This window comes from Sphingomonas sp. UYP23 (assembly GCF_054059235.1).
Window position 1 is genome coordinate 4,434,496 of record NZ_JBSSBX010000001.1, and the last position, 19,530, is coordinate 4,454,025.

Below are 19,530 nucleotides of genomic sequence, written 5' to 3' on the forward strand. Positions count from 1 at the left end.
CACCCAAAGCAGAGCCGATACCGGGAGTGCGAGCAGGACCCCGTGGGCTCCGAACGGACGGTAGCTAACCCGTCGGGCATCAAAAACGTCAGAATTCGGTTCGCGCAACTTATCTCTCCAGGCCTTATGGTCCAGCCGTTACAGGACCGCTTCGACAACGCCCCAAATTGGGACAAAGATCAATACGGATAGCTAACAAATGTGATTAATTTTGGGACTCGGTGTGCCGTTTATGGGCCACGACCATTTCGAGAATGGCGTGACCAGCGAAATACCACCCTCCGATCGAGCCCCGGAAACCAGGAAGCTAGCGAGATCGACCGTGCGGCCTGTTGCGTTCTGGGAGACAGCCCATCGCCACCGGGCGGTCGCTGGCGTTGGCTGGCTCAGTTGGAACAGCGCCGCAATCAGTCTGGAACCACCCTTACATGCAGGCGCTCGAGCACGACGTCGTCGTCGAGCCGCCAGATCTTGACGATATGCGACCCGGCATGTTGCGATGGAAAATCGACGTCAAGCTCTCGGATGTTGCTTTCGACGGCAGCGTTCCAGTCTCGCTGCGCTTGGCTGGTCGCATCGTTCGGCGCGGGTGTTAGATCATCTTCGAGCGTGCGCATCGGGCCGTCGTCGAGCGATATGCCGAGGCGTAGCGTGCCGGAGCCGGTGACGTCCAACGTCGGCGCAAGTGCCACTTTGACAGAGATCCTGCCCGCCGTTCGGGTCGATACGGCATATTCGAGCCGCACGCCGTCTGCCTGCGTGGTCGGCTTGGCGCCTTGGGGCAGCGCGACGACCGCCGCCGATCGACCGAGATGCGCGATCGTCCGCCACGTCAGCCCCCTGCCGCCAACTGCACGGGTATAATCCGCAGCCGCGATGCCGGCATCGCCCGACTGGGAGGTCAGCACGAAGCGGATCGGTTCGGCGGCCCCGGCGACGCGCGTGACGGCGGGCATCACATTCCGGTCAGGCTGTTGCCAGCTGGTATAGCCAATATGCGTCTGCGCCATCATGCCGTCCCACTTGCGGCCATTCAGCGCATGATACGCCTCGGTGATCGCCGCATCGCGCGCGAAAGCCGCTTCGGCCTGGTTGGCAAAGCTGTTTGCACGTGCGTCGGCCGCCGCCGCGAGCCGCCGGTTCCAGGCGACGGCGTAATAGAGGTGATAGAGATTGCCGAGCGCCTCGATCGGATGTTCGACCAATTGGAAATAGGCGTCGCGCTGGTCCGGCCGCAAGCGCTGCTTCGTCGCGCGCATGTCGCCGCGCAACGCGTCCCAAGCGGCCAGGCGCGCGCCGAAGTCGCCGCCATCGAGCGCGACGGGCGTCGCTTCCCCGAGCGCGAAGCTATCGGCATCGAGCAATTCGGGTTTTCGCCGCGCCGCGAGTTGCGCGTAGCGGGTGACGAGGCCGCCGACCGCTTCGGCCTGCTCGGCCCCGAAGGTCACCCGCGCCCAGTCCGCCGGGTAGCGGGCAAGCGCATCGGGGGTCATTGCCACCGGGTCCCACGCCTGTTTCAGGAAAAAGCTCAGGGGATATTCCATCGGCTTGATATCGCCGACATTGACCATCCACAGGCTGCGGGCGCCCTTTTGATAGGCGAGATCCATCTGCTGCCAGGTCTTCTCGATCTGGACGGCATCGAGCCACTTATAGTTGCGCGGCGCCCCGACATAATCGAAGTGATAATAGACCCCATAGCCTCCCTTCCGCTGGTCGACCGCATCGGGCAGGCGTCGGATCTGCCCCCAATTGTCATCGGAAAAGAGCAGGATAACGTCGTCGGGCACCTTCATGCCCTTGTCGTAATACGCCTGCACCTCCTTGTAGAGCGCCCACACCTGCGGCGTCTGATCGGCCGGCTTGCCGGTCGTCGGCGATGATCTTGCGCTGCGCGGCGACGACCGATTCGAGCAGGCTGATCGCGGTGCCGCCCGCCATCGCCTCGTCGCCATCGCCACGCATGCCGATCGTCACCAGACTGTCGTACGGCGTGCCGTCGCGCTTCGCCATCATCCGCTCGATCCCGCCGCGCCAGAAGGTGCGCAGGTTGGCTGCGTTGGCCGCGTAATCCCATTTGCCGCCCGTCACGCCGCCGGCGAGATTGCGATGCCATTCGTCCTGCGCGCGCGTCAGCGGTTCATGGTGCGACGTCCCCATCACGACCCCGACCTGATCGGCGAGGATCATGTTCTGCGGATCGTCGGCGTTGAACGCCTTGGGCGCCCACATGGCCGGCCACAGCGTATTGCCCTTGAGCCGCAGCAGCAGGTCGAAGACGTGCGCATAGGCCTTGGCGTTTGGCCCGCCGAACTGCTTGCGTACCCAACTGCTGAATCCGGGATCCTCGTCGTTGATGAAGAAACCGCGATAGCGCACCTTGGGCTGATCGCGGCGCGAGCCCGCGGTCACGAACATTGCGGCGCGGCGCTCGACCGGCACGTCGGCCCACCACGACCAGGGCGACACGCCCATCTTCTCCGACAAGTCGTAGAGCCCGAACACCACGCCGCGGCGATCCGCCCCGACCACGACCAGCGCGCGCGCGACGCTCGGGAAAGGATGCTCGACGACGATTTGGCGAAAGGCTTCCCACTCGCCGGCAAGATCGCGCGCGTCGATCTTGCCGCTGCGTACCAGCGCATCGATCACCGCGCTGTGGCCGAGCACGCCCGCGATCACGACGTCACCGGTGATCTGGTCGCGCGACTGGATCCGGCGCGGCGCACGCCCCGAAACCTGTGCGAGGTCGTGCGCGAAGCCGTCGGCGGCGTGAACAACCGCAGGATCGGCGGTCGAATCGACGAGCAGTTGTGCCGGCCGCTTCCCCGACACGAGCGCGAAACGCGCCCGGCGACGGCCGCGTGCAGACCGAAACCGGCGTATCGCACGCCCAGACAGGCGTCGCGAGCGCCAGCGCGCTAAATAACGGGAAGAGACGAAGAACCTTCATGCCGCGAACTCCTCAGCGGCGCGCGGCCAAGCCTGCCGCCGATCGGTCGATAAATAGAAAGGACGGGAGCGGACAGAGGCCGCTCCCGCCAAGGGGTCCCGAGGGAGGGATCAGAAGCTGCCGCGAAGCCCGACCAGCACCTGCCGGCCAGGCTTGTACTGGGTGAAGGTGTCGTTGTTGAACTGGAAGTACGACCGCAGCGTCGCGTCGGTGAAGTTCGACACGTTGACCGTCAGCTGCGGCAAGCTCTTGATGCCGAAGATCTTGTCGAGGTCGAATGCCGACGAGAAGTCGTACGACGTATAGTCGTTGCCGAACAACGCCGCGGCGGGAATGCCGTTCTGTGCCGCACCGCTATTCTGCGACCCGCGACGCGACGTCGTCGAGACCCGCAGCATCACGCCATGCTTCTCGTAATAGGCGGTGATGTTGTAGGTGAACGGGGCCACGCCGTAAGCGATCGCCGCGCCCTTGCTGGTCTGGTCGACGATCGTCGCATTGGCATTGAAGCCAAAGCCGGTGACGCCGATGTGCTGGGTCAGGAAGTCGAGCGGCTGGACCCACTGGAATTCGAGTCCGTTGATCGTCAGTTTGTCGGGGCTTTGTTGCAAAACTGATGGCGGGGATTCACGCAGGGAATCGAGCGGTATAGATAGGCGTAATGCCCAAACCTGCCGCACCTGTGTATCGTACGACGAACTGGCCTGAGTATAATGCGGCGCTGAAGCGGCGTGGGTCGCTGGAAATATGGTTTGATCCGGAGATGCACTGGCTTTCGAAGCCGTGTGGTCGCCCTGGTCGCCCGATGCGGTTTTCAGACAGCGCGATAGAGCTGTGCCTGACGCTGAAGACGCTGTTCAACCTGCCTTTGCGGCAAGTGACGGGGTTGGTTTCGAGCCTGATCAAAATGGCGGGGCTGGATTGGTCGGTGCCGGATTATACGACGCTGTGCCGACGGCAGAAGACGTTGAAGGTCAACCTCGGCGGGCGGATCAGCTCGGGCGGACTGCACCTGCTGGTCGACAGCACCGGGATCAAAATGACGGGAGAAGGCGAGTGGAAGACGCGCAAACACGGACCGTCCTACCGTCGCCAGTGGCGCAAGGTGCATCTCGGGATTGATGCTGGGACGCTGGATATCCGGGCCATTGAGGTCACGACGAATGCCATTGGTGACGCACCGACGCTGCCCGTTCTCCTGGCGCAAATTCCCGGAGACGAGCGGATACTCAGCGTCGGCGGAGATGGCGCTTATGATACCAGGGACTGCCATGCCGCTATTGCCGGGCGCGGTGCCGATGCGGTCATCCCGGTCCGCCGCAACGGGCAACCATGGGCAGAAGGCGGTCCCGGCGTCGATGCACGCAATGGAGCGCTACGCGCGACAAAGCGGCTTGGTCGCGCAATCTGGAAAAAGTGGAGCGGCTATCATCGCCGCAGTCTGGTCGAGACCAAAATGCACTGCTTCAAACTCCTGGGCCAGCGCGTTGTCGCCCGCACCTTCGATCGTCAGATTACCGAGCTCAAAGTCCGTGCTGCAATTCTCAATCGGTTCTCCGAAATAGGAACGCCGGTGACCGTCCGCATCCAATAACATCTTCAAGTAAAACGTCGGTCATGCTCTCGCGTAATTATGCAACAAAGCCGCGACCATGCGAGCGGCATGCCGTCGGTCGAACCCGCGGTGTCGCTCGTCGTGCCGGAGGCCGACCGAGCCCGGCGGCGGGCATGAAGTACGAGGCCGAGTTCGTCGCGGCTGGAAGCGTCCCGCTCGCGACGAGCGTCGCCGCATCGACCTGGCGCCGCGAAATCCGCTTGTGCATCTATGCTGCGCTGGCCCTCGGCGATGGCGTCGCGATCAGCATCGCCTTCCTGCTCGCCACCCTCATCCGCTTCGGTACCCCGTTCGACCCCGCCGGACTGACGAGCTTAACGGTGATGCTCCCCGTCTATTACGGCATCGCATTCCAGCGCAAACCGTATAGCGGGCGGTTCTTCACCAACTGGCGCCGCACCGCGCACGATGCGATCACCGCGCTCGTCACCGCGATCGCTGTGTCGGCGATCGTCGCCTTTTCGATCCACGCGCAGATCGACATATCGCGCAGCGTCGTGCCGATCGGCGGCATCTTTAGCGGTCTCGCGCTGATCGGCACGCGCGCGCTAATCCACCGCATCGCGCTGCCCCTGCTCGGCGGCCATCCCATCGCGACGATCGTGCTGATCGACGGCGCGCCGATCGACGTACCGCCGGGCGTGCGGTCCCTCGACACCGGCGTTTACGGCTTGCGCCCCGACCCGACCGATCCCCACGCGCTCGACCGGCTGAGCGCGGCGATCGGCCGGGCCGAACGGGTCGTGCTGGCCTGCCCCGGCGAGCGTCGCGAGGCGTGGGCGGTGACGCTCAAGGGCGCCAATGTGCAGGGCGAGATCGTCACCCCTGACCTGATGGCGATCGGCGCGGTGCGCCTGTCGTCGTTTGCCGACTGCGCCTCCGTCGTGGTGTCGCTCGGTCCGCTCGACACGCTCAACCGCATCCTCAAGCGCACCTTCGACATCGGGGTCTCGCTTGCCACGCTCGCGCTGCTGTGGCCGCTGCTGCTGGGCGTCGCGATCGCGATTCGGCTCGACAGCCCCGGCCCAATATCGTTCCGCCAGCCGCGCATGGGCCGCGGCAACGCGCTGTTTTCGATCCTCAAGTTCCGCAGCATGCGCATCGACGCGTGCGACATCGCCGGCGACCGCTCGACCGAGCGGGACGACCCGCGCATCACCCGCGTCGGTCGCTTCATCCGAGCGACCAGCATCGATGAACTCCCCCAGATCCTCAACGTCCTGCGCGGCACGATGAGCATCGTCGGCCCGCGCCCGCACGCGCTCGGGTCGCTCGCCGGCGACAAACTGTTCTGGGAAGTCGATCGGCACTATTGGTATCGACATGCGGTCAAGCCAGGCATCACCGGTCTTGCGCAGATCAATGGTTTCCGCGGCGCGACGACGGTGCCCGAAGATCTCGAAAATCGCCTGCGCTCCGACATTTCCTATATGCGCGGCTGGACGATCTGGCGGGATATCCGCATTCTTGCCGCGACCACCGGCGTGTTGCTGCACCGCAACGCTTTCTAGCGGCGCCGGCAACGATCAGCGCCGAGGCCGGCCAGGGCTTTTTTTGGCTCGCAATGACGCAACGGCGTTTCACCAACCTAGGGTGTATGGCCTGGCGTGGGTCTCAAACGGCGTGGTCTTCGATTCGAGCGCGGATTGGTCAGGTCACACTGGCCGCAGCACGCTCGTCGGGGACCCGCAACATCATCATAGCACCGGCAAATCGACCTCTAAAACGCATACCCCGGAGGCGTTGCACAGGCAGGTCGACAACCCCTTGCATGTGGTCAGACCATTTGATACTTTCTAAGTCTAACGGGTCCGCAAACAGCAAAGAAGTTGCGGTCTGATTGGGGGAGGAACAGCATGATACACTTGCGCAATTCCGTGTGCCGTCACGCCTTGGTCGCGGCAATGCTCGTCGGTGCGACACCTGCGCTGGCGCAGACCGCGACTCCGGGCGCCCTGACCGCGCCGTCGCAGAGCGCTCCTGGCGGCCCGACCAGCAGCGTCGCGCCCGACCCGGACAACGCGACCGACATCATCGTTACCGCCAACAAGCGCGCCGAGAACGTGCAGGACGTGCCGCTTGCGGTCTCGGTGCTGCAACCGGCGCAGCTGCAGGCAGCGGGCGTGCGCGAATTCCAGGATCTCGGCCGGGTCGCGCCCTCGCTGGTCGTCCGCCCTGCCGAGCACCCCGTCAACGCCAACGTTTCGCTGCGTGGCGTCGGCACCTTCGCCTTCGGCATCGGCGTCGAGCCGAGCGTCGCGGTGCTGGTCGACGAAGTCCCGCTCGCCTTCCAGGCACGCGCCTTTTCCGATCTGCCCGACGTCGAGCGGATCGAAGTGCTTCGCGGGCCGCAGAGCACGCTGTACGGCAAAGCGGCGTCGGCCGGCCTGATCAACATCATCACGCGCGACCCGACCCCGACCTTCCACGCGCGCGCCAACGCACTGGTGACGAGCGACCAGGAATATGGCGGCAATTTCAGCCTGTCGGGGCCGATCAGTCCCGAGCTCGGCTACGTCTTTTCGGGCAGCTACAATTTCTATGACGGCAACGTCCGCAACGTCTTCAACGGCAAGGACGTCAATGGCCGCCGCACGATCAACACGCGCGGCAAGCTGCGCTGGAAGCCGAGCGACGACGTCACCATCACGCTGTCGGCCAACTATCTGAACGGCAAGACCGATGTCGGTCGGCCCTTCATCCGCGTCGCGCCCAACGCCCTGTTCCGCAACACCGCTGGCCTGACGCAAGCGGTGGTGTTCCCCGGCTTCACGCCGAGCACGCAGAACGACAAGATCAGCAACAATTACAATGCGCGTACCAATTACGAAGGCTATGGCGGCTATCTGCGCGGCGAGATCGGCCTCGGCGACCTGACGCTGGTGTCGATCACATCGTACGACAAGTTCCAGCTCAACGACTTCCTCGACCAGGACGACACCGCGCTGTCGGTCCCGCTCGGCAGCAACGTCCAGATCGGCACGTTCAATTCGAAGCTCGTCACGCAGGAATTGCGGCTGCAGTCACCGGGCGACAAGCCGTTCCGCTACACGCTTGGCGCCTATTTCGCGAAGGTCGATTTCAACCGCCCCTTCTATCGCGGCCCGGCCTTCTCGCTCGCCAACTGGTTCGCGACGTCCGATTCGCGCCAGCTTGCCGGCTTCGTCCAGGCCGATTGGGAGTTCCTGCCCAAGGCCACCCTGACCGGCGGACTGCGCGTCCAGAACGAGAAGATCAACTACACCTTCCGCGATATCCAGAACGGCAACGCCTTCTTCAGCGGCGGTGCCGAGGATACCGCGGAGACCCACCGTGTCAGCCTGCGCTACGAATTCACCCGCGACCTGAGCGTCTTCGGCACTTATTCGACCGGATATAAGGGCCAGACCTACGATCTGACCACCGGCTTCAACGCCAACCGCGCGCTCGCCGGACCGATCAAGCCCGAGACCTCGCGCGACTTCGAATTCGGCGTGCGGACGCAGTTCCTCAATCGCCGCGTGACGCTCAACGTTACGCTGTTCGATACGAACTTCACCAATCTCCAGGCACAGGGGATCGAGACGCTCGCCGACGGCACGCAGAATTTCCGCCTCGCCAATGTCGGCAAGCTCAACACGCGCGGGGTCGAGGTCGAGAGCTCGGCGCGGATCGGCAGCGACGTGTCGGTGAACGCCGCCGCGACCTATCTCGATGCGCGGATCAAGTCGTTCCCGGTCGCGCAATGCTATATCGGGCAGACCGCGGCGCAGGGGTGCACCGGCTCGCCGGCGCGCCAGAATCTGGCCGGCGCACGCGCGGCGCAGGCGCCAGAATGGAAGCTGTCGGCCGGGGCGGATTATTCGCCGGCGATCGGCGATACGCTGCGCGGCGTCGCGCAGATCAACTGGCAATATACCAGCACGGTCAACTATTCGCCGTCGCAGGACCCCGAGACGATTCAGAAGGCCTACAGCATCTTCAACATCGGCCTCGGCATTCGCGATGCCAACCGCCGCTGGGAAGTGGGCGGCTTCGTCAACAATCTGTTCGACAAGCAATATTTCCCGGCTTTGGTGAACACTGCAGGCAATTTCGGCAATTTGCAGGCGACCCAGGCGATCCTGCCGCGCGATTTCCGGCGCTATGGCGGGGTCCGGCTTGCGCTGAACTTCTAAGCGTATGCGTGGGGGCGGCTTGGTCGCCTCCACGGAGCTGGCATCGGACTTGATCAGGGACAGTATGATGCAGCACAAGATGAAGATTGCGCTTGCCGCCTGTGGTGCCGGGGCGCTCCTTGCCAGCGGTGCCCCGGCTCAACATGCCTCTGCCGGAGACGCGCCGGTACAAACCGCGCAGGCCCGGCCGGGCATCGACGCGCCGGAACTCGCACGGCTCGGCGCGCATCCGGTCGGGGTCGCGGACGTGGAGTTCGTCCAACCGGCCCAGGCCGATCCGCTGACCGGCACCGACGCGCCCACGGTCGCCGACCGGCATTTGCCGCTCAAGATCTGGTATCCTGCCGCCGCCGCAGGGCGCGGGACGCTTTATCGTACCGGCTTGCCGGGCGAGGACGGTCGCGACGTCGTCTTTACCGTACCCGGCATCGCCACCCCCGGCGCGAAGGCCGCGGCGGGCCGTTTCCCGCTCGTCATCCTCGCCCACGGCTACAGCAACACGCCCGAGGTACTGTCCTGGCTCGGCGAAAATCTTGCGAGCAAGGGCTATGTTGTCGTGACGCCGGCGTTTCGCGATCCGTCGATCACGATCCGCACCGCCGCCGCGGCCGCAGGCCCGATCACGCGGCGACCGCTCGACATCGCCTTCGTCGCCGCCGAGGCGCAGCGGCGCGCGACGGCCGGGCCAGGCCTGTTCGCCAGCGCCGACCCGATGCGGACCGCGCTGATCGGCTATTCGATGGGCGGTTACGGCGTGTTGACCGCGGCGGGCGCGCCGCTCGATCCGGGGCTCGCGGCCGCCACGCGCGGCGTGCTCGCGCCCTATGTCGCGGGCGCCAGAGAGGCCGCCACCCTCAAGGTCGCCAACCTCAAGGCAGTGGTGGCGATTTCGCCGGCGAGCGTGATCCGCGGTACGCCGCTATGGGCGGCGCCCGGCGTCGCAGCGCTCAAGACACCAACCTTGTTCATCGTCGGCAGTCAGGACCATACCGTCGGCTATGCGCCCGGCGTGCGCACGCTGTTCGACGATGCCGTCCACGCGCCGCGCTATCTGCTCACCTTTCGCGAGGCCGGGCACAGCATTGGCCTGATCGGCGCGCCGCCGGTGATGCAGCATTCGTTCTGGGACAAGGACTGGTTCGAGGATGCAGTGTGGCGCAAGGACCGGCTGCTGGCGGTCGAGGCGCATTTCATCACCGCGTTTCTCGACCGCTACGTCAAGGATGACACCGCCAAAACCAGCTATCTCGACGGGCTCGTGGCCAATTCGAACGATGGCGTGTGGGCGGGTCTACCCCCCGGCCGCCACACCGAATACAGCCCCGGCCCACCCGCAGCGACGCTGTGGAAAGGTTTTCAGCCCGGCAAGGCCGCCGGCATGAGCTTCGAGTTCAAGCCAGCGCAATAGACCGACACGTTGAGGGGCCCGCCGGTATCGGCGCCAAGGCCCGGGAGCATATGGCCTTCATGTTGATGACACAGACAATGCGCTGGTTCGGGCCCAATGACCCGGTGGCGTTGCGGGATATCCGCCAGGCCGGCGCGAGCGAAGTGGTGACCGCGCTGCACGAGGTGGCGAATGGCGACGTCTGGCCGTACGCCGCAATCGCCGCGCGCAAGGCGATGGTCGAACACGCCGGACTGGGCTGGAGCGTGGTCGAGAGCCTGCCCGTCCATGAGGCGATCAAGACGCGTGGGGCCGGGTGCGACCGATTGATCGCGCAATATTGCGAGAGCCTGCGCAATCTCGCAGGGTGCGGCATCAGCGTCGTCACGTACAATTTCATGCCGCTGCTCGACTGGACCCGGACCGATCTGGCTTGGGCGATGCCCGATGGTTCGCTCGCGTTGCGCTTCGAGCTCGAGGCGGTCGCGGCCTATGACATCCACATCCTGCGCCGCCCCGGTGCCGCCGCCGACTACGCGCCCGCACTGGTCGAGGCCGCCGCCCGACGCTTCGAGGCGATGGACGACGCCGCGCGCACCGCCTTGGCGCGAACGATCCTCGCTGGACTGCCGGGCAGCGAAGAGAGCTTCACCCAAACCGAATTCCAGGCGGCGATCGACACCTATGCCGAGATCGGCCCCGATCGGTTGCGCGCCAACCATGTCGCCTTTCTTGAGGCCGTCTGCCCCATCGCCGAAGAGGTCGGGGTGCAGCTGGTGGTCCATCCCGACGATCCGCCCTTCCCGCTGTTCGGCTTGCCGCGCACGGTCAGCACCGAGGCGGACGTCGCCGACCTGTTCGCGCGGGTGCCGAGCCGCGCCAACGGGCTGTGCTTCTGTGCAGGATCGTTCGGTGTACGCGCCGACAACGATCTGCCGGGCATGGTCGATCGGCTCGGCGACCGGATCGGCTTCCTCCATTTGCGGTCGGTCCAGCGCGAACCGGATGGCGCCTTTCACGAAGCCCCGCATCTCGAGGGCGATGCCGACATGGCGGCGATCGTCGGCGCGGTACACCGGCTGCAGGGGCGGCTCGGACGCGCGATCCCGATGCGCCCCGATCACGGGCACCAGATGCTCGACGATCTGAGCAAGCGCACCAACCCGGGCTATTCGCTGCTCGGCCGGATGCGCGGGCTCGCCGAATTGCGCGGGCTCGAACGCGGCATCGCCTTCGCGCGCACCGACGCGGCACAACCCCAGATCAACCCAGAGGAGCGCTGACGTGCAGATGACCCGCAAAGTACGATATTTGGTGGCGGCGGCGCTCGTCGGTGCGGCGCCGGTTGCGGCGCAGGAGGTTGCCCCGCAGCCGTTGACGCTGGCGACGGTCAAGAACAGTCCGCTGCTCGCCTCGGCCGACATGCGTGACGGGGTCGATCTTTCGGGGCCGTGGCATTATTCGATCGACCCGTTCCGCTCGGGACTGGCCGGCTTCCACGGCGAAGTCCCGGGGCTGTCGCAGCAGCGCTATCTCGATCTCGACGTCGGCAAGGCGATGCGCGACGATAATCGCGCGCTGTTCGAATTCGACATGCCGCACTCGCCGGTCACAACCCTGCCTTCGTCTTGGCTCACCGAGGCGCCCGAGCTGCGGCACTATCAGGGGCTGATGTGGTATCAGCGCAGCTTTCCCGCGCCCGCGCAGCGCAAGGGCCGCAGCTTCCTGCGCTTCGGCGCGGCCAATTACGCAACGGTGGTCTATCTCAACGGCAAGCCGCTCGGGCGCCACGAGGGCGGCTTCACGCCCTTCGCGTTCGACGTGACCGGACTGCTGCGCGACGGTGACAACCAGATCACCGTCGGAGTCGATTCTCAGGCAACCGCGGCCACAGTGCCGCCGCCAGTCACCGACTGGGAGAATTACGGCGGCATCACGCGCGCGGTCCGGCTGATCACGACGCCCGATACCTATGTCGACGACGCCTGGGTCCGCATGACGCGCGACGGCAAGCTCGCGGTCGAAGCGCATCTGAACGGCCCGCAAGCCGGCGACCAGCCGCTCCATCTGCGCATCGCCAAGCTCGGGCTCGACCTGGCCGGCCGGACCGACGCGAAGGGCGATTGGCGCGCGACCGTCGCCGCGCCGCGCGCTTTGATCCGCTGGTCTCCCGAGCGACCGCAGCTCTACGACGTCACGATCGCCGCCGGTGCCGATACCTGGCGCGATCGCATCGGTTTCCGCACGATCGAAGTGCGCGGCAGCGACATCCTGCTCAACGGCAAGCCGATCTTCCTGCGCGGCATCTCGCTCCACGAGGAGGAGATCGGCACCGAGCCGACGCGCGCGATCACGCAGGCGGCGGCGCGCGCGCTGCTTGGCGAGATCAAGGACGGGTTGCACGGCAACTATGTCAGGCTGTCGCATTACCCGCATTCGGAAGTGATGACGCGGATGGCCGATGAGATGGGCCTGATCGTGTGGAGCGAGGTGCCGGTCTACTGGCTCGTCGCCTGGTCCAACCCCGACACGCTGGCGACCGCGCGCAACATGGTGGCGGAAAATATCCTGCGCGACCGCAACCGCGCCTCGATCGCGATCTGGAGCGTCGCAAACGAAACCCCGGTGACCGACGCGCGCAACACCTTCCTGCGTACGCTCGTCAGCGACGTACGCGCGCTCGACGACACTCGCCTCGTCAGCGCGGCGCTGCTGGTCGAACGCTCGCAAGGCACGACCGGGCCGGTGATGACGATGGCCGATCCGCTCGCCGACGTGCTCGATGTGCTCGCGATCAACACGTACAACGGGTGGTACACGCCCGATCGGCTCGCCGACGTGCCCGGCATCAGCTGGCGCGTGCCGGCCGGCAAGCCGCTGGTCTTTTCCGAATTCGGCGCCGATGCCCGCGCCGGGTTCCACGACATCGGCTCCACCCCGCAGAAATTCTCCGAGGAATATCAGGCCGCCTATTATCGCGCGACGCTGGCGATGGTCGATCGGGTGCCGACGCTGCGCGGTATGTCGCCTTGGATCCTCAAGGATTTCCGCTCGCCGCGGCGGCAGAATCCCGACTTCCAGCAAGGCTGGAACCGCAAGGGGCTGATCTCCGAGACGGGCGAGCGCAAGCAAGCGTTCGGCGTGCTGGCGACCTATTACGACGCCAAGGCCACACCGCGCGCGAAGTGACGAGGCCGCGTGAAGCGGCCCTTTAGGAGAGCAGACCATGACCATCCGCACCGCGCGTATCGCCCATTTCGCAGGAGTGGGGGCGCTGGCGCTAGGCCTTCCCGGCACCGCGCCCGCATCGCCGCCCCCGTCCTGGATGGCACCCGCCGTCGTCGCAAAGCAAGCGGCCGCGCGCGCCGATGCAGCCAAGGAGGCGATCGCCCGGTCCCGCGCGCGCCAGCTCGTCGCGGCGATGTCGCTCGCACAGAAGCTCCAGCAATTGACCGGCAGCGCACCGTCGGTGCTTCCCGAACTGCCCAATTGCTTCGGCGCGCGCCACGTCACGGGCATTGCCGAGCTCGCCATCCCGACCTTCCGGATCACCAACGGCCCGGTCGGGGTCGGCCAGAACGACTGCGTCTCGCGCGATGTGGAAAAGGCACGACCGGCGGGCAACGCACCCTTTTTCGCCCCCTACACGCACCCGAGTTCGGCACACGCGACCGCGCTCCCTTCGGGCATGGCGGTGGCGGCATCGTTCGACCCGCGCGTGGCGACCGACTTTGGCGGTGTGATCGCGACGGAGATGAACAATCTCGCGCTGCACGTCTTCGAGGCGCCGGGGATGAACCTCGCGCGCCTGCCGATCCTCGGCCGCAATTTCGAATATTTCGGTGAGGACCCCTATCTCGCCGGCACGATGGCGGTCGCCGAGACCAAGGCGGTACAGTCGGCCGGGATCATCGCGATGGCGAAGCATTTCGTCGCCAACGAGCAGGAAACCAACCGGATGACGATCCGCGAGACCGTCGACGATCAGGTCCTGCGCGAGCTCTATCTGTTGCCGTTCGAAATGAGCGTGAAGGACGGCAACGTCGCCGCGATCATGTGTTCGTACAATTACCTCAACGGCCTGCAGGCGTGCGCCAACACGGCGATGCTGACCGGCGTGCTGCGTGACGACTGGAAATTCAGCGGGTACGTCCAGACCGATTTCTTCGCGCTGAAGAACACGGTACCGTCGCTCGAGGCGGGGACCGATCACGAAATGCCGACCCCGCTCTACTGGTCGCCCGACAAGATCGGCGCCGCGATCGACCAGCACAGCCTGTCGATCGGCCAGATCGATACCGCGCTCGAACGGCGCTATACGCAGATGTTCAAGGCCGGGATCTTCGACCGCAAGCTGGTCCAGACGCCGATCGATTTCGTCGCGGGCGGGAAGGCGGCGCGGCGGATCGGCACGCGCGCGGCGGTGTTGCTGCAGAATAACGGCGCCCTCCCGCTGTCGGCGACGGTGCGCAGCATCGCGCTCGTCGGCAAGGCCTCGCAACCCTATGCGAAACAGGCGATCGCGGGCGGCTCGATCCTCGGCAAGGCGATGGGTGCGGGCGGCGGAAGCTCGGACGTGGTGCCGGACTACACCGTTTCCCCGGTCGATGGCATCCGCACCGCGCTGCGTGAGCTCCGGCGCGACGACGCGGTGGTCAAGCTGGTGCTGATCGACGATGCCAACGCCAGCGCGACGATTGATGGGGTGACGGTCCCGTTCGCCAAGGCGCTCGAGATGATCGGCGCCTCGGACTCGGTCGTCGTCATGGCCGGCACCAATGCCGAGGAAGGCGCCGATCGCGCGACCTTCGTGGACAAGTACGGCCACCAGCTGGCGGCAAGCGCGGCGGCGGGCCTGTCGCTCGATTGGTATGTCGCCAAACCGAGTGCGATCGCCACGACCGATCCCGTGGGCAACACCGCCAAGTCGAGCCAGACCGGCGCTATGCTTAACGCCATCCTCGCTGCGCGCTCGACTACGGGCGTGGCGATGCCGCAAAAGACCGTGCTTGTGTTGAAGGACAATGCCAGCGTTGCGATGGATCCGGCGCTGCTCGGACCGCACGGGCCTGCGATCCTCGAGACGTGGTTTCCAGGGCAGGAAGACGGCAGCATCGTCGCCGACCTGCTGTTCGGGCGTGCCGATCCGGTCGGACGACTGCCCGTCACCTTCCCCGTCGCGGGCAAGGGTTTCCTCGACGAGATCGCGCCCGATCAATTTCCCGGCGTGCGCGACGCGGGGGGTACGTTTCAAGCCGTCCAATATAGCGAGAAGCTTGCCATCGGCTATCGCTGGTACGACGCGAATGCGGGCGGAAAATGCACGACAACCGGCGGGGTGAATCGCTGCGTGGCGTTCCCGTTCGGCTATGGATTGTCCTACACTCGCTTCGCGACATCGGCGCCCAAACTCGCTGTCGATCCGCAGGCGGGCGGATATCGTGTCTCGCTCGACGTCAAGAATATCGGTCGGCGCGCGGGGTCCGAGGTCGTTCAGGCGTATGTCTCGCTCCCCGAAAGCGCGGATCGGCTGGGCGTGAAACAGCCGCCGAAGCGCCTCGTCGGGTTCGGGCGCGTTACGGTCGAGCCCGGTGCCACGCAGACGGTGACGATCGCGATCGATCCGGCCGCCAGCAACCATCCGCTTGGGGTATGGGACAGCGCGCAGCATCGCTGGGTGATTCCGTCGGGCCGCTACACGGTGTGGGTCGGCACCTCCGCATCGCCGGCCGACCTGGTCGAAGCGGGCCGTTTCGCGCGATAGAACGGAGCCGCGGATGTTGACGGTGCACCGGCATCCGTCAGTCGGAAGCGATCCCGATTGACGGATGCCGAGCCCCCGCCGGCGCTCGGCGCTTGCGGCAGGTTGCCGCGATGCCCCGTTACGGTTTTGCCGGGTCCAGTCCATGCTTGCGCAACAGCGGCGCGACCTGCGGTTCGTGCCCGGTCATCGCGCGGAACATGACGGTATAATCCTCGGTATGCCCGCGCGAAAGGACAAGATCGCGCAGCCGCTGCCCGTTCGCCCGCGTCATCCCGCCATGCTGTTCGAACCAGTCATAGACGTTCTGCTGGATCATGTCGGTCCAGAGATAGGCGTAATAGCCCGCCGCATAGCCCGAACCCCAGATGTGCGCGAAGTAGCTGCTGCGATAGCGCGGTGGAACGTGCGCCACGTCGAGCCCGGTCGCACCGAGCGCCTTGGCCTCGAACGCATCGACATCGGTCGGCACCCCGGTCGCCGGGACCGAATGCCACGCCATGTCGAGCTGTGCCGCGGCCAGCGTCTCGCCGAAACTGTACCCCTGGTTGAACGTCTCGGCGCGCTTGATCTTGTCGACCAGCGGTTGCGGCATCGCCGCGCCGGTCTGGTAATGGTGCGCGTAATGCGCAAGCACGCGCGGCTCGAGCGCCCAATGTTCGTTGAACTGCGATGGAAATTCGACGAAGTCACGCGCCACCGCGGTGCCCGACAGCGTCGGATAGGTCTGGTTGGCGAACAATCCGTGCAGGCCATGGCCGAACTCGTGGAACATCGTCCGGACGTCCGAGAACGTGACGAGCCCGGGCTGCCCCGCCGCGGGCTTGGTGAAGTTCGCGGTGTTGGCGATGACCGGCTTGGTCCCGAAGATCTTCGCCTGCCGCACGAAGCTGTTCATCCACGCGCCGCCCGACTTGTTGTCGCGCTTCCAATAATCGAAATAGGCGAGCCCAAGCGGCTTCCCGCCTTCTTCGAAAACCTCATAGACGCGAATGTCGGGATGATAGGTCGGGATGTCGGTGCGCCGTTTGAACGTCACCCCATAGAGTTGATTGGCGGCGTAGAAGACCCCGTTCTCGAGGACGTTCCAGATCTCAAGATACGGCTTGGTCTCGTTGAGATCGAGGTCGAACTTCGCCTTGCGGACCTTCTCGGCGTACAATTCCCAATCCCACGGCTCAAGCTTGAAGCCACCCTTCTCCGCGTCGATCGCCTGCTGAAGCTCGCCGACCTGAACCGCCTGCGCCGCCGCGGTCGGGGCATCGAGCGCATCGAGGAAGCCGCGCGCGGTGTCGGCGGTCTTGGCCATCTGCTCCGCCAGCGAGTAATCCGCCCAGGTCTTGTACCCGAGCAGATTGGCCTTGCGCGTACGCAGCGCGATCAGCTGGAGGATCGCAGCGCGGGTATCGTTGGCGTCGCCTTTTTCGGTGCGCGTCCAGCTCTGGTCGAACAGCGCCTTGCGCGTCGCGCGGTCGCTCAGCGATTCGAGCGCCGGCTGGCCGGTCGTGTTCTGAAGCGGCAGCAGATACTTCCCCGGCAGCTTGCGATCGGCGGCGTCGCGTGCGGCGGACTGAACCTCGCCCGGCGCCATCCCGGCGAGCTTGGCGGGATCATCGAGCACCAGCGCGCCTGCCTTGGTGCCCGCGAGCAACCGCTGGCGGAAGGCGATCCCGGCGGTCGAGATCTGCTTGTTGAGGTCGCGCAGCGTCGTCTGGTCGGCCGCCGACAGTTGCGCGCCGGCGCGAACGAAGGACGTGTAATATTCCTCGACCAGCATCGCCTGCTCGGCATCCAGCTTCAACGACGACTTGTGGTCGTGCAACGTCTTGACCCGGGCGAACAGCTTGGGATCGAGGTAGATCGTGTCGCCATACGCGGCGAGCTTTGGCGCCAGGGCGGCCTGCGCGGCCTGCAGCGTCGGATTGGTGTTCGCCTGCGCCACCTGCCCGAACGCCGCTTGCGCGCGCGCCAGCATCTGCCCCTGGCGCTCCATCGCGACGATCGTGTTGTCGAAGGTCGGCGCGGCGGGATTGTCGGCGATCGCGCGAACCTCGGCGAGGCTTTCGACGATCCCCTGCTCGATCGCCGGCTGATAATCGCCATCCTGGATCTTGTCGAACGGCGGCGCCTGATACGGCAGCGTACTGCGCTGCGCGAAAGGATTGGCGGCCTCGGCCGGAGCGATGCCGATCGCGGCGGCAACAGTGGCAAGCAGGAGCGTATGGCGCATCTTCAGTCCTTTCGGGAACCGGGAGACGCTAGCGAAGGCAGCTGCCGCTTGTCGACCCTGTACGACCAATGCCTGCCCCCGGCCGAGCCGTGGGTCCTCGCCGCGACCGCAGGTTCGCGCATCGATCGCCGGCGGGCTCGACTTTCGTCGCTCGAGCAACGTTGCGTTACAAATGCGGCCGACGCGCGTTGATGCGCTCGCCACAGATCGAGGTTGCCTGCCGATGCCCCTGCCTACCGACCGTTCCGCTATCCTGGAAGCGACGCGCACCCTCAAGATGGCGCGCTCGGCCCATGCCTATGTACGCGGAAATACGGCCAAGTTTTATGACTGGCTGGCAGTCTCGCCGGCCGCGCGCCGCGTGCCCGAGGGACCTGCCATCTGGATCTGCGGCGACTGCCATCTCGGCAACCTCGGCCCGCTCGCCAATGCCGAGGGACGGGTCGAGATCCAGATCCGCGACCTCGATCAGGCAGTCATCGGCAATCCCGCGCACGACCTCATCCGGCTCGGCCTGTCGCTGGCGACGGCGGCGCGCGGCTCGGACCTGCCCGGCGTCACGACAGCGCGCATGATGGAGGAGATGGTCGATGGCTATGCCGCCGCGATCCACGATCCGACCAGCGGCGACCCGGGCGTCGAGCCCGAGGTGGTGCGCAGCATCAAGCGCGCCGCGCTCGGCCGTCGCTGGCGCCACCTCGCCAAGGAACGGCTCGACGCGGTCGAGCCCCGCATCCCGCTCGGCAAGAAGTTCTGGGCGCTGGCGGCGGAAGAACGTGCCGCGCTCGAGCATCTCTTCGCCGATCCCGATGTCGCGCGGTTGATCCTGTCGATGAAGGGCAAGCCCGCCAATCGCGACGTACGCCTGGTCGATGCCGCCTATTGGATGAAGGGGTGCAGCTCGCTCGGGCTGCTCCGCTACGCCGCGATCGTCGGGATGAAGACGAGCAAGGGGCGTCGGTCCTATGCCTTAGTCGATCTGAAAGAGGCGACCGCGCCGATCGCGCCCGCCGCCGCCACTGCGGAGATGCCGGCCGATAACGGTGACCGCGTCGTCGCTGCGGCGCGCGCGCTTTCGCCGCATCTGGGAACGCGGATGAAGGCTGTCCGCCTGCTCGACCGGTCGCTGTTCATCCGCGAGCTGGCACCCCAGGACATCAAGCTCGAGGTCGACCAGTTCAACCATGCCGAGGCGGTCCGCTCGGCGCGCTACCTCGCCTTCGTCGTCGGCAAGGCGCATGCCCGGCAGATGGACAGTGCGACCCGCGCGGCGTGGATCACCGTGCTCGAGGCCGACCGTCGCGGCGCGATCGATACGCCGTCATGGCTGTGGGAGAGCGTGGTCTCGCTCGCTGGCAGCCACGAGGCGGGCTATCTCGACCATTGCCGTCGCTATGCACTTGCCGCCTGACGCGTCGATTTCGCGC

At 65.9% G+C, this 19,530-nt stretch carries 11 protein-coding genes and 1 pseudogene; 8 read left to right on the forward strand and 4 right to left on the reverse strand.

Annotated elements, in window-relative coordinates:
• Positions 1-407 precede the first annotated feature (407 nt).
• The 3 genes and pseudogenes from ACVWYO_RS21895 to ACVWYO_RS21905 all read right to left on the reverse strand — a co-directional run bounded on the left by ACVWYO_RS21895 (position 408) and on the right by ACVWYO_RS21905 (position 3,564).
• Positions 408-1,259, reverse strand: coding sequence for a hypothetical protein (locus ACVWYO_RS21895; RefSeq protein ID WP_457355112.1), 852 nt, complete (start codon positions 1,257-1,259; stop codon positions 408-410).
• Positions 1,260-1,421: 162 nt separating this feature from the next.
• Positions 1,422-2,475 (reverse strand): annotated as a pseudogene (locus tag ACVWYO_RS21900) (glycosyl hydrolase 115 family protein); the annotation flags it as partial.
• Between the two features lie 588 nt (positions 2,476-3,063).
• Complete coding sequence (locus tag ACVWYO_RS21905; protein ID WP_457354428.1) at positions 3,064-3,564, reverse strand: hypothetical protein; 501 nt, start codon at positions 3,562-3,564, stop codon at positions 3,064-3,066.
• A 50-nt stretch (positions 3,565-3,614) separates the two neighbouring features.
• Here ACVWYO_RS21905 and ACVWYO_RS21910 point away from each other — a divergent pair, with 50 nt between their 5' ends.
• From ACVWYO_RS21910 to ACVWYO_RS21940, 7 genes are all read left to right on the forward strand, one after another.
• Positions 3,615-4,547, forward strand: a complete 933-nt coding sequence (locus ACVWYO_RS21910; protein ID WP_457348219.1) for an IS5 family transposase — start codon at positions 3,615-3,617, stop codon at positions 4,545-4,547.
• 134 nt (positions 4,548-4,681) lie between these two features.
• Positions 4,682-6,079 carry a sugar transferase gene (locus ACVWYO_RS21915; RefSeq protein WP_457354430.1) on the forward strand — a complete coding sequence of 466 codons (1,398 nt, stop codon included), beginning with the start codon at positions 4,682-4,684 and terminating at the stop codon, positions 6,077-6,079.
• Positions 6,080-6,424: 345 nt separating this feature from the next.
• Positions 6,425-8,725 carry a TonB-dependent receptor gene (locus tag ACVWYO_RS21920; RefSeq protein ID WP_457354433.1) on the forward strand — a complete coding sequence of 767 codons (2,301 nt, stop codon included), beginning with the start codon at positions 6,425-6,427 and terminating at the stop codon, positions 8,723-8,725.
• Positions 8,726-8,792: 67 nt separating this feature from the next.
• Positions 8,793-10,133, forward strand: coding sequence for an alpha/beta hydrolase family protein (locus tag ACVWYO_RS21925; RefSeq protein WP_457354434.1), 1,341 nt, complete (start codon positions 8,793-8,795; stop codon positions 10,131-10,133).
• Positions 10,134-10,198: 65 nt separating this feature from the next.
• Positions 10,199-11,395: a mannonate dehydratase gene (uxuA, locus tag ACVWYO_RS21930; RefSeq protein ID WP_457354436.1), complete on the forward strand. Its 1,197-nt coding sequence runs from the start codon at positions 10,199-10,201 to the stop codon at positions 11,393-11,395.
• A gap of 7 nt (positions 11,396-11,402) precedes the next feature.
• Positions 11,403-13,301, forward strand: a complete 1,899-nt coding sequence (locus ACVWYO_RS21935) for a glycoside hydrolase family 2 protein (RefSeq protein ID WP_457355114.1) — start codon at positions 11,403-11,405, stop codon at positions 13,299-13,301.
• A gap of 37 nt (positions 13,302-13,338) precedes the next feature.
• Positions 13,339-15,876, forward strand: a complete 2,538-nt coding sequence (locus ACVWYO_RS21940) for a beta-glucosidase (RefSeq protein ID WP_457354438.1) — start codon at positions 13,339-13,341, stop codon at positions 15,874-15,876.
• A gap of 118 nt (positions 15,877-15,994) precedes the next feature.
• On the opposite strand, the gene ACVWYO_RS21945 is transcribed toward ACVWYO_RS21940, so the two are convergent.
• Complete coding sequence (locus ACVWYO_RS21945; protein WP_457354440.1) at positions 15,995-18,103, reverse strand: M3 family metallopeptidase; 2,109 nt, start codon at positions 18,101-18,103, stop codon at positions 15,995-15,997.
• A 223-nt stretch (positions 18,104-18,326) separates the two neighbouring features.
• Between ACVWYO_RS21945 and ACVWYO_RS21950 the strand changes: the two genes are divergently transcribed.
• Complete coding sequence (locus ACVWYO_RS21950; RefSeq protein WP_457354442.1) at positions 18,327-19,514, forward strand: DUF2252 family protein; 1,188 nt, start codon at positions 18,327-18,329, stop codon at positions 19,512-19,514.
• The last annotated feature ends 16 nt before the right edge of the window (positions 19,515-19,530 follow it).

Bases quoted from the DNA above. Each gene is read 5' to 3' on its own strand.
- ACVWYO_RS21925 (WP_457354434.1), top strand. From the start codon at position 8,793: ATGCAGCACAAGATGAAGATTGCGCTTGCCGCCTGTGGTGCCGGGGCG.
- ACVWYO_RS21935 (WP_457355114.1), top strand. From the start codon at position 11,403: ATGACCCGCAAAGTACGATATTTGGTGGCGGCGGCGCTCGTCGGTGCG.
- ACVWYO_RS21920 (WP_457354433.1), top strand. From the start codon at position 6,425: ATGATACACTTGCGCAATTCCGTGTGCCGTCACGCCTTGGTCGCGGCA.
- ACVWYO_RS21895 (WP_457355112.1), bottom strand. From the start codon at position 1,259: ATGCGCGCGACGAAGCAGCGCTTGCGGCCGGACCAGCGCGACGCCTAT.
- uxuA (WP_457354436.1), top strand. From the start codon at position 10,199: ATGACACAGACAATGCGCTGGTTCGGGCCCAATGACCCGGTGGCGTTG.
- ACVWYO_RS21910 (WP_457348219.1), top strand. From the start codon at position 3,615: ATGCCCAAACCTGCCGCACCTGTGTATCGTACGACGAACTGGCCTGAG.
- ACVWYO_RS21940 (WP_457354438.1), top strand. From the start codon at position 13,339: ATGACCATCCGCACCGCGCGTATCGCCCATTTCGCAGGAGTGGGGGCG.
- ACVWYO_RS21915 (WP_457354430.1), top strand. From the start codon at position 4,682: ATGAAGTACGAGGCCGAGTTCGTCGCGGCTGGAAGCGTCCCGCTCGCG.
- ACVWYO_RS21945 (WP_457354440.1), bottom strand. From the start codon at position 18,103: ATGCGCCATACGCTCCTGCTTGCCACTGTTGCCGCCGCGATCGGCATC.
- ACVWYO_RS21950 (WP_457354442.1), top strand. From the start codon at position 18,327: ATGCCCCTGCCTACCGACCGTTCCGCTATCCTGGAAGCGACGCGCACC.